19 protein-coding genes are annotated in these 20,711 nt (G+C 71.9%); 15 read left to right on the top strand and 4 right to left on the bottom strand.

All coding sequences use genetic code 11. From position 1 onward, the window contains the following. Positions 1–121 precede the first annotated feature (121 nt). The 5 genes from ABD292_RS47115 to ABD292_RS47095 are packed head-to-tail and all read left to right on the top strand — an operon-like array spanning position 122 to position 4,598. Entirely contained in the window at positions 122–772 is a 651-nt protein-coding gene (locus ABD292_RS47115) for a DJ-1/PfpI family protein (RefSeq protein WP_344219704.1), read from the top strand. Then, on the top strand, positions 769–1,761 hold the full coding sequence (locus ABD292_RS47110) for an ABC transporter substrate-binding protein (RefSeq protein ID WP_344219702.1): 993 nt from the start codon (positions 769–771) through the stop codon (positions 1,759–1,761). The genes ABD292_RS47115 and ABD292_RS47110 overlap by 4 nt, the downstream gene beginning before the upstream one ends. Further along, a complete protein-coding gene (locus tag ABD292_RS47105; protein ID WP_344219700.1) occupies positions 1,758–2,822 on the top strand; it encodes a FecCD family ABC transporter permease in 1,065 nt (354 codons plus the stop codon). The genes ABD292_RS47110 and ABD292_RS47105 overlap by 4 nt, the downstream gene beginning before the upstream one ends. Then, on the top strand, positions 2,819–3,640 hold the full coding sequence (locus tag ABD292_RS47100; protein ID WP_344219698.1) for an ABC transporter ATP-binding protein: 822 nt from the start codon (positions 2,819–2,821) through the stop codon (positions 3,638–3,640). Before ABD292_RS47105 ends, ABD292_RS47100 begins: the two co-directional genes overlap by 4 nt. Next, the gene (locus tag ABD292_RS47095) at positions 3,630–4,598 is read left to right on the top strand and encodes a GlxA family transcriptional regulator (protein WP_344219696.1); all 969 of its coding nucleotides are present in this window, start codon (positions 3,630–3,632) and stop codon (positions 4,596–4,598) included. The genes ABD292_RS47100 and ABD292_RS47095 overlap by 11 nt, the downstream gene beginning before the upstream one ends. A gap of 57 nt (positions 4,599–4,655) precedes the next feature. Here the strand turns inward: ABD292_RS47095 and ABD292_RS47090 are convergent, their stop codons facing one another. After that, positions 4,656–5,510, bottom strand: a complete 855-nt coding sequence (locus ABD292_RS47090; protein ID WP_344219694.1) for an AfsR/SARP family transcriptional regulator — start codon at positions 5,508–5,510, stop codon at positions 4,656–4,658. A 278-nt stretch (positions 5,511–5,788) separates the two neighbouring features. On the opposite strand from ABD292_RS47090, the gene ABD292_RS47085 reads away from it, so the two are divergent. The 9 genes from ABD292_RS47085 to ABD292_RS47045 are packed head-to-tail and all read left to right on the top strand — an operon-like array spanning position 5,789 to position 16,104. Continuing rightward, the gene (locus ABD292_RS47085) at positions 5,789–7,861 is read left to right on the top strand and encodes an Agd3-related carbohydrate deacetylase (protein ID WP_344219692.1); all 2,073 of its coding nucleotides are present in this window, start codon (positions 5,789–5,791) and stop codon (positions 7,859–7,861) included. After that, complete coding sequence (pelF, locus tag ABD292_RS47080) at positions 7,858–9,270, top strand: GT4 family glycosyltransferase PelF (protein WP_344219690.1); 1,413 nt, start codon at positions 7,858–7,860, stop codon at positions 9,268–9,270. Before ABD292_RS47085 ends, pelF begins: the two co-directional genes overlap by 4 nt. Continuing rightward, positions 9,267–10,667, top strand: a complete 1,401-nt coding sequence (locus ABD292_RS47075) for a hypothetical protein (RefSeq protein ID WP_344219688.1) — start codon at positions 9,267–9,269, stop codon at positions 10,665–10,667. Before pelF ends, ABD292_RS47075 begins: the two co-directional genes overlap by 4 nt. Before the next feature lie 22 nt (positions 10,668–10,689). Continuing rightward, positions 10,690–11,415, top strand: a complete 726-nt coding sequence (locus tag ABD292_RS47070; RefSeq protein ID WP_344219686.1) for a sugar phosphate nucleotidyltransferase — start codon at positions 10,690–10,692, stop codon at positions 11,413–11,415. Further along, positions 11,412–12,272 carry an NAD-dependent epimerase/dehydratase family protein gene (locus ABD292_RS47065; protein WP_344219684.1) on the top strand — a complete coding sequence of 287 codons (861 nt, stop codon included), beginning with the start codon at positions 11,412–11,414 and terminating at the stop codon, positions 12,270–12,272. The genes ABD292_RS47070 and ABD292_RS47065 overlap by 4 nt, the downstream gene beginning before the upstream one ends. Beyond that, a complete protein-coding gene (locus ABD292_RS47060) occupies positions 12,269–13,156 on the top strand; it encodes a glycoside hydrolase family 191 protein (RefSeq protein ID WP_344219682.1) in 888 nt (295 codons plus the stop codon). Before ABD292_RS47065 ends, ABD292_RS47060 begins: the two co-directional genes overlap by 4 nt. A 1-nt stretch (position 13,157) precedes the next feature. Next, positions 13,158–14,465 carry a nucleotide sugar dehydrogenase gene (locus ABD292_RS47055; protein ID WP_344219680.1) on the top strand — a complete coding sequence of 436 codons (1,308 nt, stop codon included), beginning with the start codon at positions 13,158–13,160 and terminating at the stop codon, positions 14,463–14,465. Continuing rightward, complete coding sequence (locus ABD292_RS47050; protein ID WP_344219678.1) at positions 14,462–15,412, top strand: NAD-dependent epimerase/dehydratase family protein; 951 nt, start codon at positions 14,462–14,464, stop codon at positions 15,410–15,412. The genes ABD292_RS47055 and ABD292_RS47050 overlap by 4 nt, the downstream gene beginning before the upstream one ends. Then, complete coding sequence (locus tag ABD292_RS47045; RefSeq protein WP_344219676.1) at positions 15,409–16,104, top strand: hypothetical protein; 696 nt, start codon at positions 15,409–15,411, stop codon at positions 16,102–16,104. The genes ABD292_RS47050 and ABD292_RS47045 overlap by 4 nt, the downstream gene beginning before the upstream one ends. Positions 16,105–16,156: 52 nt before the next feature. Here ABD292_RS47045 and ABD292_RS47040 read toward each other — a convergent pair whose 3' ends face one another. Next, positions 16,157–16,393 (bottom strand): hypothetical protein, encoded by a 237-nt coding sequence (locus ABD292_RS47040; protein WP_344219674.1) that lies wholly within the window; start codon positions 16,391–16,393, stop codon positions 16,157–16,159. Between the two features lie 118 nt (positions 16,394–16,511). Further along, on the bottom strand, positions 16,512–18,530 hold the full coding sequence (locus tag ABD292_RS47035) for an SUKH-4 family immunity protein (protein WP_344219672.1): 2,019 nt from the start codon (positions 18,528–18,530) through the stop codon (positions 16,512–16,514). Between the two features lie 141 nt (positions 18,531–18,671). Here ABD292_RS47035 and ABD292_RS47030 point away from each other — a divergent pair, with 141 nt between their 5' ends. Beyond that, positions 18,672–19,889, top strand: coding sequence for a DUF5685 family protein (locus ABD292_RS47030; RefSeq protein WP_344219670.1), 1,218 nt, complete (start codon positions 18,672–18,674; stop codon positions 19,887–19,889). Between the two features lie 455 nt (positions 19,890–20,344). Here ABD292_RS47030 and ABD292_RS47025 read toward each other — a convergent pair whose 3' ends face one another. Beyond that, positions 20,345–20,476: a hypothetical protein gene (locus ABD292_RS47025; RefSeq protein ID WP_344219668.1), complete on the bottom strand. Its 132-nt coding sequence runs from the start codon at positions 20,474–20,476 to the stop codon at positions 20,345–20,347. Between the last annotated feature and the right edge of the window lie 235 nt (positions 20,477–20,711).

Genomic DNA, 20,711 nt, shown 5'->3' with positions numbered 1-20,711 from the left:
CCTTTGTGCCCATGGCCGTGGCCGGAAGCCGGCGGACGTTGGCCTGCCGGCCACTTCCAGGCGAGGGGGCGTCTCGTCACCATGGGGACCCGCGATGCGACACCGAGAACCTGGAGGCAGCATGCGAGCCGACATCCGAGCCGACATCCGAGCCGACATCGTCGTCTTCGACGGCGCGGACGACCTCGACGTGGTGGGCCCGTACGAGGTGCTGGGCCTGGCCGGCCGCGCCGGGCAGGGCGTCACGGTACGGCTGGTGTCCCTGGACGGGCCGCGGACGGTGACCACGGCGGGCGGTCTGCTCCTGCCCGCGGCCGGCTGGGCGCCGCAGGAGGCCGACGTGCTCATCGTGCCCGGCGGCGGCTACGCCACGAGCGAGACCTCGGGCGTCCGGGCGGAGCTGGACTCGGGCCGGCTGCCCGCCGCGCTCGCCGCGGCGGCCCGGCCCGGCCTGGTGCTCGCGTCCGTGTGCACGGGCGCGATGCTGCTGGGCGCGGGCGGGCTGCTGACCGGCCGGGCCTGCACCACGCACCATCGGGCCGTCGAGGACCTGGTGGCGGCCGGCGGCCGGCACGTGAAAGCCCGGGTGGTGGACGACGGCGACGTGGTGACCGCCGGTGGCATCACCTCGGGCCTGGACCTGGCGATCTGGCTCGTCGAGCGGCACCGCGGCGCGCAGGCCGCCGCGCTGGTGCAGCAGATCCTGGAGTACGAGCGCCGCGAACCGCTGTGGCGTTCCGGCGACCCGGTCACCTCGGGCGCGGGACGATGAGGCGGCGGCTGACGCTCTGCCTGGTCGCGATGCTGCCCCTGGCGGCGACCGGCTGCGGCGGCGACGTCCGGCCGGCGGCCGCCGGCCGGTCCGTCGTGGTCAAGGACTGCGCGGGCAAGGACGTCAGCTTCAGCGCGCCGCCCGCGAAGGTGGTGACCCTCGACGGGTACGCCGCCCAGACGATGGCCCGGCTCGGCCTGACCGGCAAGATCGCCGGCACCGGCTACCCGGCCCCGTTCACCGTGGACACCTCCCCTTACCGGGAGGAACTGGCGAAGATCCCGGTCCTGGCCGAGCGGGTGCCGGTCACCGAGGCCGTCGCCGCGCAGCGGCCCGACCTCGTCCTGACCGCCTTCTCCGCCTTCGGCGGGCCACCCGGCAGCCCCAAGGACGCCGACCTCGCCACCATGAACGCCAAGGGACTGGCCGCCTGCCTGCCCGGCGGCGACAGCCCGTCCGGCCCCGCCCTGGCCGACCTCGCGCCCACCTACGACTACATCCGCAAGCTCGGCACCGTCTTCGGCGTCCAGGACCGCGCCGACCGGCTCATCGCCGAGCTGCGCGCCCGCCAGGACGCCGTCAGGACCGGCGGCGCCAGGCCGCGCGTCATGATCGTGCAGGACGACCCGGTCGCCGGGCAGCCGATCAAGACCTCCGGCACCGGCACGATCGCCCACGCCCTGCTCACGCTGGCGGGCGGCGAGAATCTCTTCCCCGACGTCCACGCGATGCACGCCGACGTCTCACCGGAGCAGGTGGTCAAGCGGGACCCGGAGGTGATCTGGGTGCTCACCGACTACAACTTCGCCAAGGTCAAGGGCCGGGAGCTGGTGGACGAGGTCAGGCGGAACCCCCTGCTGTCCGGGACCACGGCCGTCAAGCGGGGGAGGGTCTTGTCGACCTCGCAGTACCTGGTCTCCTTCCCCAGCCCGCTCAACCTCGACGCGCTGGAACAGCTCGCCGCCGACCTGCGTGCGGGCGGCCGATGACCGCGATCGCCGGCAGGCTGAGCGCGCGGGTCGCCGCTGTGCCGTACCCGGCGCTGGTCGCCCTGCTCACGGCGGCGCTGGCCGTCTCGGTGGTGGCCGCCACCGGGTTCGGGGCGGTCGGCGTGCCCGCGGGAGAGGTCGCCGGCATCCTCGTCCACCACCTGACCGGCGGCGGCGACAGCACGGCCACCGCCGACCTCATCGTCTGGCGGATCCGCTTCCCGCGCGTGCTGCTCAGCGCGGTGGCCGGCGCCGGGCTCGCGCTGGCCGGGGCCGTCGTGCAGGGCGTGGTCCGCAACCCGGTCGCCGACCCGTACCTGCTGGGCCTGTCCCACGGCGCCTCCGTCGGCGCCGTGCTGGTGCTGACCACCGGCACCGCCGTGCTCGGCGCGCTCACCCTGCCGGCGGCGGCGTTCACCGGCGCCGCCGTCGCGATCGGGATCGTGCTGGCGATGTCCACCAGACAGCGCCGGCTGCTGCCGGTGCGGCTCATCCTGGTCGGCGTCGCCTTCGGGCACCTGTTCGCCGGGATCACCTCGTTCGTGCTCGCGCGTACCGACAGCTCCGCCGCCCAGCAGCAGATCATCTTCTGGCTGCTCGGCGGCCTGTCCGGCACGAACTGGGCCACCCTGCCCGTGCCCGCGATCGTCGTCGGCGTGGCCACGGGGCTGCTGCTGGCGCGGGCCCGCCGGCTCAACGCCCTGGTGCTGGGCGAGGAGGCCGGCGCGGCGCTGGGACTCGACGCCAGCCGGCAGCGCTGGTACCTGCTCCTGCTCGTCACGCTGCTGACCGGCACGGTCGTCGCCGTGTCCGGCGGGATCGGGTTCGTCGGCCTGATCGTGCCGCACCTGGCCCGGATGCTGGTCGGCGCCGACCACCGCCGCATGCTGCCCGTCGCGGTGGTGCTCGGCGCGCTCTTCCTGCTGTGGGCCGACGTGGCGGCGCGGATCCTGATCTCTCCCGCCGAGCTGCCCATCGGCGTGCTGACCGCGTTCCTCGGAGTGCCGTGCTTCCTGCTCGTCATGCGGGCGCGCGGCCTGGCCGCCCAGGAGACCTCATGAGACTCGACCTCGACGCCGTATCGGTCACCCTCGGTCGCAGGACCGTGGTCCACGACGTGTCGCTGACCGTCCCCGCGGGCGGATTCGCGGCGCTCGTCGGGCCGAACGGCAGCGGCAAGTCCACCCTGCTCCGCACCGTCTACCGTGCCGTGCGACCGGGGTCGGGCACCGTCCGGCTCGGCGGCCGTGACCTGTGGTCGATGCCGCCCGCGCACGCCGCACGCAGCGTGGGCGTGCTCATGCAGGAGCAGCACACCGGCTTCGAGTTCACCGTCGCCGAGACCGTCGCCCTGGGCCGCACGCCGCACCTGGGCTTCTTCGACCGATTTCGCCGCGAGGACCACGCCGCGGTCGCGGAGGCCCTGGACCGTACCGGCCTGGCCGCCTTCGCCGGGCGCCGCGTCGGGCAGCTCTCCGGGGGCGAGCGCCAGCGGGTCCTGCTCGCCCGCGCCCTGGCCAACCGGCCCCGGCTGCTCGTCCTGGACGAGCCGACCAACCACCTGGACGTCCGCCACCAGCTCGACCTCCTCGAACTCGTCCGGGAGCTGGACGTCACCGTGCTCGCCGCCCTGCACAGCCTCGACCTGGCCGCCACGTACGCCGACACCGTCGCCGTGCTGCGGCAGGGACGGCTCGTGGCGCACGGCCCGGCCGCCGACGTGCTGACACCCGCGACGATCGGGGAGGTGTTCGAGGTGGACGCCACCAGACAGGGCGGCTCGGGGCTCGTGCTGCGGCCCCGCTGCGTCTGCCCGGACCGGCCCTGCCACTGGAGCTGCCGCAACCGCTCGGGGACGTTGCTGAGCGATGTCCGCTGACCCGCACCTCGTCGCCGTACTCGCCCTCGACGGGGTGGTCGGCTTCGACCTGTCGATGCCCTGCCAGGTCTTCGGCACCGCCCGCCTGCCCGACGGCGCCTACCCCTACCAGGTGCGCGTCTGCGGGGTGACCCCGTCGGTGAACGCCACCGCCGGCGGCGTCGGCTACTACCGCATCGAGGCGCCCAACGGCCTGGACGGCGCCGAGGACGCCGACACCGTCGTGGTGCCCGGCGTCACCGTCACCCGCCGGGCCCCCGACGCCGTGCTCGACCTGCTGCGCGAGGCCGCGGCCCGCAAGGCGCGGATCGTGTCCATCTGCACCGGCGCGTTCGTGCTCGCCGAGGCGGGCCTGCTGTCCGGGCGGCAGGCCACCACGCACTGGAAGGCGGCGGGCGAGCTGGCCCGCCGCCACCCCGACGTGCGCGTGGACCCCAAGCCCCTCTACGTGGGGGACGGGCGGCTGTTCACCTCGGCGGGCGTGGCCGCCGGGCTCGACCTGTGCCTGCACCTGATCCACCGCGACTTCGGCGCGGCGGTGGCGGCGAGCGCCGCCCGCGCCACCGTCATGGCGCCCAGCCGCGACGGCGACCAGGCCCAGTTCATCCCGCAGCCACCGGCCCCCGCCGCGAGCGGCACCCTGGCCGCGACCCTCGCCTGGATGCGCGAGCACGCGGCCGAACCGCTCACCCTCGCCGGCATCGCGCGCCACGCCAACCTCAGCGTCCGTACGCTCACGCGCCGCTTCCAGGAGCAGACCGGCACCACGCCCGCGGCCTGGCTCGCCCGCGAGCGGCTGCTGCTGGCACGGCACCTGCTGGAGACCACCGACCTGCCGATCCCCGCCGTCGCCGACCGCAGCGGCCACGGCTCGGCCGGCGCCCTGCGCGCGCACTTCGCCCGCGAGCTGCACACCAGCCCGCACCGCTACCGGCAGTCCTTCCGGCCCCGCACCTGAAGCCTCCGGCCCCGACGCAAGCGACGCGACGCCGCGGCGTCGCGTCAAGGGGTCCTGTCAGCGGACGCGTCTGGCGCAGTGGGGGCAGGTCGGCGCGTGACGGAGGGCGGTGCGGCGGTGCACGCGTCGCCTGGCGCTCTCGGCCGGCGCGGCGGGCGGCGGGGGGCCCAGGGACAGGGAGGCGTCCCTGGCCAGGATCGCCGTCTGGAGCCGCCGCAGCTCGGGGGACGGCTCCAGGCCGAGGTCCTCGCTGAGAATGTCCCGCCCGGCGCGATAGACGTCCAGGGCGTCGGCCTGCCGCCCGCTGTGATACAGGGCGATCATGAGCTGGGCGCGGAACTTCTCCCGCAGCGGATGCTCACGGACGAGCTCCGACAGCTCCGCGATCAGATCACCGTGCCTGCGCAGCCGCAGATCGGCCTCGATGCGGTCGGCGAGCGCGGCCAGCCGCTGCTCCTCCAGCCGGGTGGCGTGCTGGCGGAGCAGCGAGATGTCGTTCAGCCCGGACAGCGCGGGTCCTCGCCACATGTCGAGGGCTGCCCGCAGCAGGTCGCTGCCCCTTGCATCGTTCCAGGCCGCGATCGCCTGACGCCCCTGTCGTACCAGGTCCTCGAAGCGCCGGGCGTCCACGGCCTCGGACGGCACGCGCAGCTGGTAGCCCGCGGCACGGTGCACGATGGGGGCGCAGTCGCGCAGTGTGCGCCTGAGGCGGTGCAGCTGCAGGCGCAGGCGCGCGCCACCGGCGTCACCCGCCTCGGCGCCCCAGAGGGCGTCGATCAGGACGTCGCTGTGAGCGACCTTGCCGTGATGGCAGAGCAACAGGGCGAGCAGAGTGCGTTGCTGGATCGAGCGGAGGGATAAATGCTCCTCCCCGTCCACGACTTCCAGCGCGCCCAAAATGCCGAACTGCATGGGTCTCCCCCCCGGCTGCATGTGCCCGACTTTTCAGCTGATCAAGCATAAGTCCAACCTGCCCGGCTGTGGGGCCTAGGTCGGGAAACTGAGCTGAAACCGAAGTGAAACGCGAGGTCCGCACACTTTCCCTGGCTGATGGTGTCTATGCCAGGCTTGGGATGCATTCGGGGCTTGTGTGCCGAATGGGGGGATATATGAATATTTTTCCGCGTGTGCGACAGACTATTCGTAGGCCGTCACGTACTGTGATCGCCATCACGGGAGCGTCTGTCCTGGTGACCGGTCTCTTCGCCGGCGGAGCCGCGGCCGCCGTATCGGGGAGCGACCATGGGCATGCTCACGCCGCCCCCCTCCGCGCCAAGGTCGAGCGCCCGAAGGTGACCAAGCTGGGCCCGCTGCCGAAGGTGAAGACGAAGGGCGGCGTGGCGGTCAAGCGCACCACCACGACGGCGAAGACCACCGCCGCGCTGGCCGCCGCGGCCAGCGACCGGGTGGGCCTGCGCGCGCTCGTCATCGGCGTGGACCAGGACGACTGGGGCGTGGCCACCTGGAAGTCCGTGCTCGACCGGGTCGGCGCCCAGTACGACGTGCTGTTCAGCAAGACCCAGGCCCTCACCGCGTCCGACCTGCTGCGGGCCGACGGCGCGGGAAAGTACAACGCGGTCCTGCTGACCAACGGCTCGCTGCTCCACTTCGACGGCGCCAACTACGTCAGCGGTCTGGACAGCACCGAATGGAACGTTCTATGGGCCTACGAGCGGGACTACAGCGTACGGCAGGTCTCCCTCTACACCGCCTACGGCACCTGGCCGGAGGACTACTGCCTGCGCGCGGGCAGTGAGGGCGGCATCGGCGACACCCCCATCAGCACCGAGCTGACCCCGGCGGGCGCGGGCGTGTTCGACTACCTCAAGACCGGCGTGAACGTGCCGATCTCCCTCTCCTACGCCTACCGCAGCACGATCGCCCCGGGCTGCTCGGCCGAGGCGATCATCACCAGCGGCTCCGACGTGCTCGGCGTCCGCAGCACCTCCACCGACGGCCGCGAGCGCATGGCGCTGACGTTCACCTCCAACCAGTACCTGCCGCAGGCCGACCTGCTGACGTACGGGCTGTTCAGGTGGGCCACCAGGGGCCTGTTCCTGGGCGAGCAGCGCCACTACCTCAACGCCGACGTGGACGACTGGTTCAACTCCACCGACCATCTGTACCCCGACGGCCACGTGGAGAGCGACCCGGGCTACCGGACCACCAGAGCCGACGCGGTGAGCACGTACAACCAGCAGAACGCCTTCACCGCCGGCAACCCGCTCGCCTCGGGCTTCAAGCTGAACCTGGCCTACAACGGCGAGGGCACGACGCTGAACTCCCCCTCGACGTGCTCCACCCCGCCGTTCGGCGCCGACGGGCTCACCAGCTACTCGCGCTGCCGCGCCTCCTCCTTCACCTGGATCAACCACACGTTCTCGCACCCGAAGATGAACTTCACGGACTACGCGACCAGCTACTCCGAGATCCAGGACAACCTCACCAGGGCCGCCGCGCTGGGCCTGAGCGTGGACGCGACCGTGCTGAAGACCGGCGAGTACTCCGGCCTCGGCGTCTACAACCCCGACGTCAACAACGACATCGACCCGCCCACGGACTACGGCCTGGCCGCCTCCAACCCCCACCTGCTGCAGGCCGCCAAGGATCTCGGCGTGAAGTACCTGCACGGCAACATGTCGTTCGGCAGCCACCAGCCGTCCTGCTTCAACTGCGGCATCCACCACCCGCTCGAACCGTCGCTGATGGTGGTGCCCGACTGGCCCACCAACATCGCCTACCACACCACCACGCCGGCCGAGCAGACACTGTTCTACAACTCCTACTACGGGCCGGACGGCAAGTTCCCCTACTGGCCGGTCAACCAGACCTACAACCAGGTCCTGGAGCACGAGAGCGACGTGGCGCTGCAGCACGTCATGTCGGGTTCGATCTACGCGCACACCTTCCACCAGGGCAACCTGCGTGACTACGGGTCGGGCAAGAGCCTGGTCTTCGACTGGCTGAACGCGGTCATGGCCAAGTACAACGCCTACTACAACGTTCCCGTCATCACCCCCGACTGGGGTGGCATCGCCCACTACGTCGAGGACCGGACCAAGCACTTCGCCGGGCTCGCCGGGGTGGACGCCGTCTACGACCGGGTCGCGGGCACGGTCACGTTCACCTCGAACGCCGCCGCCACCGTCTTCGCGACCAACGCCGCGGCCCCGGGCGCGACGACGTACGGCACCGACTCCATCGCCCACCTCACGCTCACCGCGGGCGTGCCCGTCACCGTCACCGCGAGTGTGCGCGCATGAAGGTGACCTTCGTGTCGGAGGGCACGTACCCGTTCGCCATGGGTGGGGTGAGCGTCTGGATGGACCAGCTCATCAGGGGCATGCCCGACTACCGATGGGACGTCGTCACCCTGACGGTGGACGGCAGGGAACGCTCGGTCTGGGAGCGCCCCCCGAACCTGGAGAAGGTCGTCTCCGTGCCCCTGTGGGCCGGACGACGCCGCCGGCGCCCCTCGCGGGCGCCGGGGCGCGGCTTCGGCGACGTGTACGGGCGCTTCCTGGAGATGGTGCTCACGCCGGCCACCATGGGTGACGGCAGCAAGGAATTCCTGTCGGTGCTGGAGTCGCTGTACCGCTTCGCCGACTGGGGCGGCGACCTCATGAGCGCGATCACGGCCAACGAGTCGCTCTCGCAGCTCATGGACGCCTGGTACTGGAGCAGGAGCGACGCGCTCAACCTGTCCGACGCGGTCATCGCCAGCGACCTGCTGGGCCACATGCTGCGGCCGCTGGCCGAGCCGCCGCCGCAGGCCGATCTGGTGCACGTCTCCATGAACGGGCTCAGCATGCTCGTGGCGATGAGCGCCAAGTGGCGCTACGGCACGCCCGCCGTGCTCTCCGAGCACGGCGTCTACCTGCGGGAACGCTACCTGCAGTACGTCAACGAGCCGGTCCCGCACTCCGTGCGGGTGCTGCTGCTCAGCTTCTTCCGCCGGCTGGCCGGGGCGGCGTACGTCGCGGCCGACCGCATCGCGCCGCACTCGTCGTACAACCGGCGCTGGCAGGTCCGCAACGGCGCCGACCCGAGCCGGATCCGGATCATGTACAACGGCGTGGACCCGAAGGAGTTCCCCGTCGCCACCGGCGAACCCGACGTGCCCACGCTGGTGTTCATGGGCCGGGTGGACCCGCTGAAGGACCTGCACACGCTGATCCGCGCGTTCCAGATCGTCCGTCACAGGATCCCCGACGCCCGGCTGCGGATCTTCGGCGGCGTGCCGGCGGGCAACGAGAGCTACCACGAGAGCTGCGTCGAGCTGATCGAGGAGCTGGGGCTGCAGGGCGCGGCCACGTTCGAGGGCCGGGTCGGCTCTCCGGTGGAGGCCTACCACGCCGGCCAGGTCGTGGCCCTGACCAGCATCTCCGAGGGTTTCCCCTACACCGTGGTCGAGGCCATGGCGTGCGGCAGGCCCTGCGTGGTCACCAACGTCGGCGGCGTGGCCGAGGCGGTGGGCGAGGCCGGGTTCGTGGTGCCGCCGCGCGACTACCGCGCCGCCGCCGAGGCCATGGTGCGCCTGCTGCTCGACGCCCCGCTGCGCCGCCACCTGGGCGCTCTGTCGCACGCCCGCGTGCTGGAGCGCTTCACGCTCCGGCAGTCGCTGGACGACTACCGTTCGGTCTACAGAGAACTCCTGGGGGCCCGGGCATGACCCAGCCGCCGTCGTCACGGGACATCGACGCCCTCATCGACCCCATGGGCACCGGGGTCTTCCGCGCCGTGGAGCCCCTCCAGGTCGCGGCCATGCTGGAGTCCCAGGGGCTCAACGACAAGGTCGCCCGCGAGCTGTACGACCACACCTCCGTGTTCTCCCTCGCCGAGACCGCCTACTCGCACATCAGGTCCAAGGGCGCCCCGCCGCCGGGGTCGACCGGGTTCCTCAAGCGGGCCAGGCCGGTCGCCCAGATCCTGCACGGCCTGCTGTACGCCCTGCCCGCGGCCCTGCTGCCCGCCGCGTCGGGGCTCGTCGGCACGCAGTGGCTGATGCCGGGACTGGTCTTCACCACCGGCCTCGGCTGGGTGATCGGCGGCGCGGCGACGCATCTGGCGTACTCGCTGATCGGGCACGGCCACGTGCGCTCGGCGGGCCGCGTGCTGCGTACCGGGATGCTGGTGGCCGTCCTGGGCGTGGCGATGCTGGCCGGCGTGATCACGGGGCTGCGGGACGGTCCCGTCGAGCTGATCGCCCTGTGCATCATGCAGGTGACCTTCCAGATCGCCTCGGGGATCCTGCTGTTCTACCGGCGCGAGGGCTGGCTCGGGCTGATCATGATGCCGGCCGTCGTCGCCGGGGTCGCCTACATCGTCATCGGCGACAGCGACATCGGCCTGCTGACCCTCGGCGTGGGCTTCGCGTGCATCCTCGCCTGCGTGGCGGGCGCGCTCCGGCTGACCCTCACGAGGAATCCCGCGGGGGACGCCGCCGAGCCGCCGCTGCGCCTGCTGGCCCGCGCGAACGTGCGCGCGCTGCTCCCGTGGGTGCTCTACTCCACGCTGTCGGCGGTGTTCCTGCTGCAGGCCGAGGCCCGGTACGTGCTCGACCGCACCGACATCGCCGTGGCCGGCGCCGGGCTCGTCATCGGCATGGGCATCCTGGAGTACCGGGCGCACGCGTTCGAGGACGAGACCAGGGCGGCGATCCGCCAGGTCCGCTACCCCTCCGACTTCACCCGGCGCGGCCGATGGCTGCTCGCCAAGGGTGTGCTGATCTGCCTGGCGTGGCTGGCGGTGCTGTCCGTGCTGCCGCTGGCCTTCCTGCTGGGCAAGAACGAACTGACCCACGCCAGCATCGCCATGGCCGCCGCCCACGTGATCGTCGGCGGCGCGTACTTCCTGGCGTTCCTGCTGGGCAACCAGGGCAGAGTCGTGCCCCTCTGCGTGGCACAGGCCGCGGCGCTCGCCGTACACCCCCTCGGCCGTCTTCTCCTGCCCGCAGGGGCGCCGGCGCTGGCCGACGTCCTTCTCTTCGCCGCCGCCGCGTTGCTATTCCTGCTGATCCTTCTCGTCCTCATGAGCCAGGGCCTCAGGGATGTCAGACAGTACAGCTGATCCTTCGACCGGGAGGCTTTCCATGCACGTCGTCATTCTCGCGGGCGGCAAAGGGGTCCGTCTGCGCCCGTACACCTCCGCGTTGCCCAAGCCCCTGGTGCCGATCGGGGAGGAGTACGCGATCCTCGACATCATCATGCAGCAGCTGGCCGGCCAGGGTTTCACCACGGCCACGCTCGCGGTCGGGCACCTGAGCCCGCTGATCCGCGCCTTCGTCGGCGACGGCTCGCGCTGGGGCATGACGGTGGACTACACCGAGGAGGTCACGCCGCTGTCCACGATCGGGCCGCTGTTCCCGATCAGGGACCGGCTGCCCGAGCACTTCCTGGTGATGAACGGGGACGTCCTCACCACGCTCAACTACGCGGAGCTGCTGACCAGCCACATGGAGACCGGCGCGCCGCTGACCGTGGCCACCTCGCCGCGCGTGGTGAAGATCGATTTCGGGGTGCTGGAGGCGCAGGGCGGCCGCATCGTCGGTTTCAGGGAGAAGCCGCTGCTCAGCTATCTGGTGAGCATGGGCGTCTACGCGCTGTCGCGCGAGACGATCGCGAAGTACCCGGAGGGCATGTCGTTCGGCTTCGACGAGCTGGTGCTCGACCTGCTCGCCCAGGACACCCCGCCCGGCGTGTACGAGTTCGAGGGCTACTGGCTCGACATCGGCCGCCCCGACGACTACGACGAGGCGAACGCCCGTTTCGAGGAGATCAGACCGCTGCTGCTGCCGTCGCGGGACAAGGTGCGATGAGCCGTACGGTCCTGTTGTTCGGCGCCACGGGCTTCCTCGGACGCCAGGTCAGGCGCCTGCTGGAGGACGACCCGCGGGTCTCGCGGCTGCTGTGTCCCGGCCGGGCCGACCTCGACCTGCTGACCGCGACGCCGCGGGCCGCGGCCGACCTGCTGCGCGAGCTGCGGCCGTCGATCGTGCTGAACTGCACGGGCAGGATGTCGGGCGGCTACGACGAGCTCCTGCGCGGCAACGCCGGGGTCGCCGCCGTCCTGCTGGAGGCCATCGCCGCCGCCGTCCCCGGCGCCAGGTTCGTCCGCCTGGGCTCGGCCGCCGAATACGGCCCCGCGCCGTACGGTCACGCCCAGCGCGAGGACGACCCCGCCCGGCCCACCAGCGCCTACGGCATCAGCCACCTGGCAGGGACGCTCCTGGTCGAGCGGGCGAGCGAGGTCGACGCGATGTCCCTGCGGATCTTCAACCCGGTCGGCCCCGGCCTGTCGGGGGAGAACGTGCTGGGCCGCGCCCGCGACCTGCTGAGGACCGCCACCGGCCACCTCGACATGGGCCCGCTCGGCGCCATGCGGGACTTCGTGGACGTGCGGGACGTGGCCGACGCCGTGGTCCGCGCCGGGTTCGCGCCGGAACCGGCCGAGCGCGTGATCAACGTGGGCAGCGGCCGTGCCGTCGCCGTACGGGAGGCGGTCGCGCTGCTGACCGCCGAGTCGGGCTTCATGGGGGAGGTGCGCGAGCGCGAGCCCGAAGCCGCCCGCTCGCGGGCCGTGGACTGGAGCCAGGCCGACATCGAGCGGGCCTGGAACGTGCTCGGCTGGCGCCCGCGCATCCCGCTCGCCGACTCGGTGAAGGCGATGCTGTGAGGATCCTGCTCTCCATCGGCCTGGTGCTGGGCTCGCTGGCGTGCTCCGCACCGCAGGTCCCCCTGACCGAGGTGCGGAGTTTCACCTACGTCCTGCAGGACTACCCCAAGGGACGCCTCGACGCGATAGCGCGGGCGCCGCACCAGCTGGCGATCATCGACCTCTCGCGCGACGCCACGATCAAGGGCTACTTCACCGCCGCGGAGATCGCCAAGGTGCGTGCCGGCGGCAAGAAGGTCCTGGCCTACTTCGAGATCGGCTCGATCGAGACCTTCCGCACCGAGTACCGCACCCTGCCCAGGGACCTGGTGCTCAACGTCTGGCCCGACTGGCCCGACGAGCGCTTCGTGCGCTACTGGGACCGGCGCTGGTGGGACACGGTCGTCAAACAGCGCGTCGACCAGGCCCTGCGCGCCGGGTTCGACGGCGTCTACCTGGACACCCCGCTGGCGTACGAGGAGATCGACCTCAAGCGCACGCCCGGCGAGACCCGCAGGAGCCTCGGCAGGAAGATGACGGACCTGATCGTCCGCATCAGCAAATACGCCAAGGCCCAGCGCCCCGGCTTTCTCGTCGTCCCCCAGAACTCCCCGGAGCTGAGGCTCCACTCCGGCTACGTCCAGGCCATCGACGGCATCGGCATGGAGGAGCTGTTCTTCAAGGCCACGGACGACCCCTGCACCGAGGACTGGTGCGCGGAGAACCTGCGGCACGCCCTCGCCCTGCGCAAGCAGGGCAAGGCCGTGCTCGCCACCGACTACGCCAGACGACCGGTGAACGTCACTGCGGCGTGCGCCCGCTACGGCCGCCACGGCATCGCGGGAAACGCCACCACGGTCGAGCTCGACCGGATCAGTGACCCCTGTTCTAAGAGAGGATCTTGAGATGCCGAAGACAGTCGGCGTGATCGGCATGGGCTACGTGGGCCTGACGCTGACCGCCGCCCTGGCCCGCAAGGGCTACACCGTGTACGGCGTGGACGCCAGCCCCCGGGTGGTCGAGGCGCTGTCCAACGGCCGCATCCACGTGTACGAGCCCGGCGTCGAGGAGGCCTTCGCCGAGCACCTCGGCAGCACCGTCTTCATCTCCGACCGGCTGCCCGAGAACCTGCGGCTCGACGCGGCGATCCTGTCGGTCTCGACGCCCGTGGACCTGTCCACCGGCACGCCCGACCTGCGCAACCTCGCGGACGCCGCCCAGGACGTCGCCGAGCGCTGCGGGCCCGACACCCTGGTCGTCGTGCGCAGCACGGTGCCGATCGGCACCAGCCGGGCCGTCGTGCTGCCCGCGCTGACCGCGCGCTGGGGCAAGGCCAAGCTCGTCATGGCGCCGGAGCGCACCATCCAGGGTCAGGCGCTGCGCGAGCTGGTCGAGCTGCCCCAGGTGATCGGCGGGCTCGACGAGGAGAGCCTGCGGGCCGGCATCGAGGTGTTCAGCGGCCTGGCCGACCAGATCGTGCCCGTCTCCAGCATCGAGACGGCCGAGATGGTCAAGCTGTCCAACAACTGCCACACCGACCTGATCTACGCCTTCGGCAACGAGCTGGCGCTCATCGCCGAGCAGCACGGGCTCGACCCGCTGGAGGTCATCAGGGCCACGAACCTCGACTATCCGCGCCCCGACCTGGCCAAGCCCGGCTACGTGGGCGGCGGCTGCCTGTCCAAGGACCCGTACCTGATGATCGCGAGCACGTCGCGGAGCCCGTACCTGGTGGGCCAGGCGCGCAAGCTCAACGAGCGGCTGCCCGCGCACGTCGCCGAGCGTGTCGTGGAGCTGGTGCGCGAGACGGTCGGCCGGACCGAGGGCGTCAGGCTGTCGGTGCTCGGCTGGGCCTACAAGGGCTGGCCCGCGACCGACGACATGCGCGGCACGCCCATCGCCGACATGATGCCGCTGTTCAGGGCCGCGGGCCTCGTGGTCAGCGGCCATGACCCGCTGGTCTCCGACGAGGTCATCCGCGAGTACGGCGGCGAGCCCGTCAGCCTCGACAAGGCCTTCGCCGACGCCGACGCGATGATCGTGATCAACGACCACCCCGACTACCGCGCCCTTGAGGCCGAGACCATGCTCGGCTCCTCGGACCTGCGCGTCATCTTCGACTCGTGGCGCATCCTCGACGAGGCCGCGGTCATCAGGAACGGCGTGCGTTACGCCGGAATCGGCTACGTGGCCAAGGAGGAGACGACGGTATGAAAGTCCTGCTGTTGGGCGGGGCCGGTTTCATCGGGCTGCACCTGGCCCGCAGGCTCCGCGCGGACGGCCACGCCGTCACCGTCATCGACGACTTCTCCCGTGGCCGCCGCGACGACGAGCTGACCGCGCTGGACGTCGAGGTGCGCTCGGCCGACCTGACCGATCCGGCCTCCTACGCCGCGATCGAGCCGGGCTGGGACCAGATCTACATGCTGGCCGCGGTCGTCGGCGTGCGCAACGTCGAGAAGGACCCGGCCCGGGTGATCAGGGTCAACACGCTGGCGATGATGCACCTGCTCGACTGGCTGCGCCCGGGCGACAAGCTGTTCTTCGCCTCCACCAGCGAGGCGTACGCGGGCGGCGTGACCACCGGCCTGGTGCCCGTGCCCACGGCCGAGGACGTGCCGCTGGTGATCGAGGACGTGGCCTCGCCGCGCTACACCTACGCCATCAGCAAGATGCTCGGCGAGGCGGCCGTGCTGCACACGGCGCGGGCCAAGGGCTTCGAGGCCGTCATCGGCCGCTTCCACAACGTCTACGGCCCCCGCATGGGCGCCGACCACGTCATCCCCGAGCTGTCGCTGCGCGCGATGCGCGGCGAGGACCCGTTCCGCCTCTACGGCGCGGACCAGAGCAGGGCCTTCTGCTACGTGGACGACGCCGTCGAGGCGATGGTCCGGCTGATGGCCGAGCCGCGCGCCATGGGGAGGATCGTGCACATCGGCAACGACTCCGAGACCAACATCGGCGACCTGGCCAAGCTCGTCCTGCGGATCGCCGAGGTGAGCCCCGCCGTCGACGACGTGCCCGCGCCCGTGGGCTCGGTCGCACGCCGCTGCCCCGACCTCACGCTGCTGCGCGAGCTGACCGGGTACGAGCCGCGCGTCGCTCTGGAGGAGGGCGTGCGCAGGACGTTCGCCTGGTACCAGGAATCGTGGAAGCCATGACCAGGGAGCCCATCGCGTTCTACTACGGGGCGGGGGAGCTGGAGCGGCTGTCGAGGTTCGACAAGGTCGTGCTCCAGCCGGACTTCTACAGCAGGCAGGAGCTCGACCTCCTGCGCGAGCGCGGCGTGCAGACGCTGGGCTACCTGTCGCTGACCGAGGACGTCGGCCCGCCGGCGCCGTGGCAGCGTGAGGAGCGCAACCCGGACTGGGGCGGCGCGTTCGTGTACACAGGCCACCCCGGGTGGGTGGCGCATGTGGTGGGCCAGGCCACGAGCGCGATGGCGGGCGGGTTCAGCGGCCTGTTCCTCGACACGTTGAACATCGAGTTCAACTACCCCGAGGACCTGCCGCACCTGCTCTACCTCATCGCGGCCATCAGGGAGGAGGCCAAGCCCGACTACCTGCTGGCCAACCGGGGGTTCGGGCTGCTGCCGCAGCTCGCCGACCTGGTGGACGGCATCCTCTTCGAGTCGTTCTCCGCCCGGTGGGTGGACACCGAGTCGTACGGGCCGTGGCCGGACGACGTGCTCGAAGTGCACGCGGAATACGCCGAGCGGCTGCTCGGCATGGACATCGACGTGTACGCCCTCGATTACGCCGAGGACGAGGAGCTCACCGAGTTCGCCTATCGCAGGGCGCACGAATTCGGCATGCTCTGCTTCGTCACCGACCGGGTGCTGTCGAAGATCTGAGACACGTGTCCCCGGGCTGGCCGCAGCAGGCCCAGCCCGGGGGACACGACCGTCAGGTCGCGGACTGGCAGTTGTTGAAGGCGGCTTCGGCCATCCTGGTGGAGTAGTCGTCGTTGAAACCCAGCGAGTGGAACCGCTTGTAGACGGTGTCGAACACGGCATAGCACCCCATGCCGTCATTGAAACTGTCGGGGCTGGCACTGGCCCCGGCGGGCACTGCCGCCAAAGTCGCGCCGGCCACCCCCGCTGCCGCGATCAGCATGGTGAGGCGTCTGGCCATGGAGGTCATCGCAATCCTTATCGGCGGTAGGCGGAGGCGACGCGTTCTCGCGTCGCGATCTCCGTTGTATAGGGGCGCTTCCGACGCGTCCATCCTCCTTCCGGCCGAAGATCGACTCGCGCGACGTCTAGGTGAGGAGCGTGTAGTCCTCCAGCGTCGGCGGCCAGAGGGCGTCGTCGCCCGCCATGGCCTCCGGCTCGTACGTGTTCAGCTCCAGCGCCAGGTCGTCGGCGCACCAGTAGGCCGCCTCGCGGTGCGCGTCGCGGCCCTCGCACCACAGCCTGCGCTCCCGGTGGATGACGTACACGAAGTAGGCGTACGACTCGACGTCGCGGTGGGCGACGCGGGCGGCGTCCAGCTCCTCGTGCGCCTCGTACACCTCGCCGGTGCGGCCGTCGAGGAAGAGATACCAGGTGCCCGGCCCGTCGAGCATGAACAGCGCGCCGAGCTCGTCCGGCAGGCCCGAGCAGGCGCGCAGCTCGTCCACGCTGTCGGGCCAGAACTCGGTCAAGGGCTCGGCGAAGCGGCGATGCTCGCCCGTCCAGCCGGGCTGGTTGAGGCCGTCCACGGGCAGGCCGACCTCGGCCAGGAAGCGGCGGGTGGGCGCGTGCGTGATCGCGGGGTGGATCTCGTCGTCGTGCGGCCGGACGACGCCTTCGGGGCCGTACAGGTCTTCCAGCAGCTCGCGCGTGACCCTGGTCGGCGGGCGGCGGAGCGGGAGCGGGGTGATGGCGTCGGGTCCGCCCGCCAGGCGCTCGTGATGGGCCAGGTGCTTGCTGACGTACGCGGGCGGGGACAGCTCGGCCGAGACCGGCCAGCCGCGCATGACGGCGGCCAGCTCCCCGTGCGCCGCCGCCGGCGGGGCGACGGCCTCGGCCAGGGAGGGCAGGCCGATGGCGTACGCGGGCAGGCGCGGCTCGGCCAGAGGCAGCCGGTCCGCGGCCTCCGCCACGCCGCGGGCGGCGGCCTCCGGATCGTCGCGGTGCCGGCCGCAGTGCAGCAACCGCCACGTGTACGGGCCGATCGGGGCGAAGGCGAGGGCCAGCGTGCCGGCGGCGGCGTGGGCCTCCGGCGACAGACCGTCCAGCCAGGCACGCGTCACCCGTACGTCCATCGGCAGGTCAGGGCCCGGGTCGGCGCCCCCGGCCCGGGCGGCGAGCGCGGCGAGCCCCGGCGACGGGTAGACCTGGCCGGCGGTGAACGGCGAGCGCTCCGCCCGTTCGGCGTCGTACCAGGCGGTGAAGGCGGCGCGGTCGGTGGCCCGCGGGTCGTCCAGGTCCAGGACGTACGCCGGCGGGCCGAGACCGACCGCGGCGTCCGGGTGGCTGAGCTCCACGAGCAGGCGGACGTGCGGGTTGACGGCCAGGGGAAGGACGAGCTCGGCGAACGCGCGCTCGGGATCGTTGCTCCGGTGGGCGTCGGCCACGGTGACGAGCACGGGCCGGTCGAGGGCGGCCAGGTCGGCGCCGTCGAGCTTGAACTGCCCGGCCAGCTCACCCACGGCGTCGTCCACGTCCATGCCGCGCAGGCGGATCGCCGCCTCGCCGGGGCCCGGGTAGCCCGACCAGTCCCAGATGCCGGAGTAGCTGAACCAGGACAGCAGCCGGGTCTTGCCGGCGGCGGGCGAGCCGGTGACCACGCAGATCCGCGGCCCGTAGGGGTCCTCCCGCCAGCGCAGCAGGGCGTCCGCGGCGGGGGCGCGACCGGCGGTGGGCTCGTCGCGGATACCGCGTCCGGGGCGCGCCTCCACCCAGGCGGGCACGGCCGCCAGGTAGTCGGGGACCGCGGGCGGCTCGCCCAGGAGCGCTCGGACGAACGTCGCGATGGCCGCGTGGAACTCGGGCATCGACGCCGCGGTCTCGGCCCAGTCTTCCCGTATCCCGGTCACGCAGGGCTCGTCCTTGTGCCGGATCAGCCACATGCGGTCGTCGTCGTGATCGTCGGCCAGCTCGCGCAGGTGCTCGAAGAACGCGTCCTGGATCTTCCGCAGCCTGCCGACGTGCTCACGCAGCAGCTGCGCCTCCGGGCGCTCGCCGAGCTCGGCCAGCACCCCGTCGAAGTGCGCGATCCGCACGTCCGGCCAGGGCAGGCCGACGACCTGGAACGCGGTGAGGAGGGGGGAGGGGAGATCGCGCGGCACTTCCATGGTGGCGACGAGTTTAGGCCAGGACCGCGACGCCACCCCGGCGCACCCGCCGGCCGGAGCGGCGCGGGACCGATGCGCGGCGACAGGCCGTTGACGGCCTGATGCTACGGTTGGCTCACCGTTGTGATCATAAGGGGACGTATGTTCGGCATTGTCCGCCCGTGTCGGCACGTCCTGTGCAAAGGGCTCTACGCGGACTGGATGGGCCACTTGTGCGGACTCTGCCTGGCCCTCCGCGACGAGCACGGACACCTGTCCCGTCTGGTGACCAACTATGACGGCCTGCTCGTGTCCGTCCTGACCGAGGCCCAGACGTCCGCGCCCACGTCGCGCCGGAAGGCGGGCCCGTGCGCGCTGCGCGGCTTCAAGGGCGCCGACGTGGTGGAGTCCGAGGGGGTACGGCTGGCGGCCTCGGTGTCGCTGCTCCTGGCGGCAGGCAAGGTGAACGACCACGTGGCGGACGGCGACGGCATGTACGCCCGCCGCCCGCTGGCCGCCGGCGCCACCCGTCTGGCGGGCCGCTGGTCCTCCGCCGGTACGGCCACGGCCGGCACGCTGGGCTTCGACCCCACCCCGCTGACGGCGGCGGCCGCCCGCCAGGCCCTCCTGGAACGCGTCCCCGCCCAGAGGCCCCCGGGCAGCGGCGCGGCCCCCGGATTACGAGAGTTGACGGGACCCACCGAGGACGCCGTTGCGGCGGCGTTCGCGCACACGGGGGTGCTCGCGGGCAAGCCGCACAACCGCGAGGCCCTGGAGGCGGCCGGTCGCGGGTTCGGGAGGCTGGCCCACCTGATCGACGCGGTGGAGGACCTGGCCGACGACCGGGCGTCCGGGGCGTACAACCCGCTGGCCGCCACCGGCACCGGCCTGGCCGAGGCGCGCCGCCACTGCGACGCCGCGCACGCCGACCTGCGCGCCGCCGTGGACGCGCTCGACCTGCCTCGCCCGGCCCTGACCCGCGCCCTGCTGGTACGGGAAACCGGCAACGCCGTCTCCCGAGCCTTCGCCACCGCCGGATCGCAAGCCGCCGCAGGACCGCACGGCCCCGGTCACTCACCGGGGCATACACCGGGCCACTCACCGGGCCACCCGCCCGGCGATCCCGGCGCACCGCCGGGACGACGGCCGCCGAAGCGGGATCCCGGCGGGCTGCTGTCGCTGGCGTGCGCCGCGTTCACCTGCTGCACCTGCGGCCTGTACCGGCCCGCCTGGGACGAGGACCGCGAAGGCTCCTGCTGCGAGCGCTTCGACTGTTCCGGTTACGAGTGCTGCGGCAACTGCGGCAATTGTTGTTCCTGCTGCTCGGGCGAGGACGGCGGTTGCGGTTGTGGTTGCGACGGCTGCAGCTGCGACTGCTAGCTGCGGTCGACGGCTGCGACTGCTCACTGCCGAGGCCAGGCACCCCGGGGAACGCGGTAGAGGACTCGCGGCACCGTGTGCCTTGCAGCAGATCGAAGCGTTGATCCTCGATCTGTAGCCCCTCGGGTACGGCCAGGTCGCCGAATGCCTCCGTCAGCAGACAGGTACCGGGTTTGCCGCCCCATTGCAGGCTCAGGACAGGAGCCGCCCGGCCAGCGTGGACAACTCCGCCGCGCGGCCGTTGGGTTGCCCCGGCAGTTGCTGACCGAGTGGGGCAGCGCGGTCTATGTGCAACGCCAGGGTGATGCAGCGTGGGAGGAGCGGGGCGGCTGGTCGGAGCGCATGCTGAATCAGACCTATGGGTCCGGTTACGTGCACACTCTCGTGATGCGGCTGGAGCGCGGCAAGGCCGGCGGCCCTGTGCCGGGTCACACCCTGGGCGCGTTGCACCACGTCTATGCGATCAGTGGCCGGCTCCGTACCGGCCCATCGATGACCAGGTCGAGCTGGCGGCCGGCGACTTCGCCCGGTTTCCCGGCGACGTCCCGCACCAGCACGTCTGCCTGACCGACCGCGTCGTCCTGCACGTCACCACGACCATCCCGCAGGCCCGCCAGTTCGGCGCTCCGCGGTGACGAACAGCGAGATCAGAGGCCGGCGACAACCGAGAAACCCCAGGTCGAACGTGGTATTGGTGAGTAGGAAGGGTGGGACTTGAACCCGCGACCCACGGATGATGAGTCGGCTCGATTGGTGCCGCTCGGCGTCGCGGGATGACGTTCTCTATCGCTGCGTCCCAGATCCGGTACTTCACGTCGACGT

The organism is Nonomuraea bangladeshensis (assembly GCF_039529455.1).
GTDB lineage: Bacteria > Actinomycetota > Actinomycetes > Streptosporangiales > Streptosporangiaceae > Nonomuraea > Nonomuraea bangladeshensis.
Note: the sequence above shows the minus strand (reverse complement) of the source record. Positions and strands in the feature narration are given on the sequence as shown.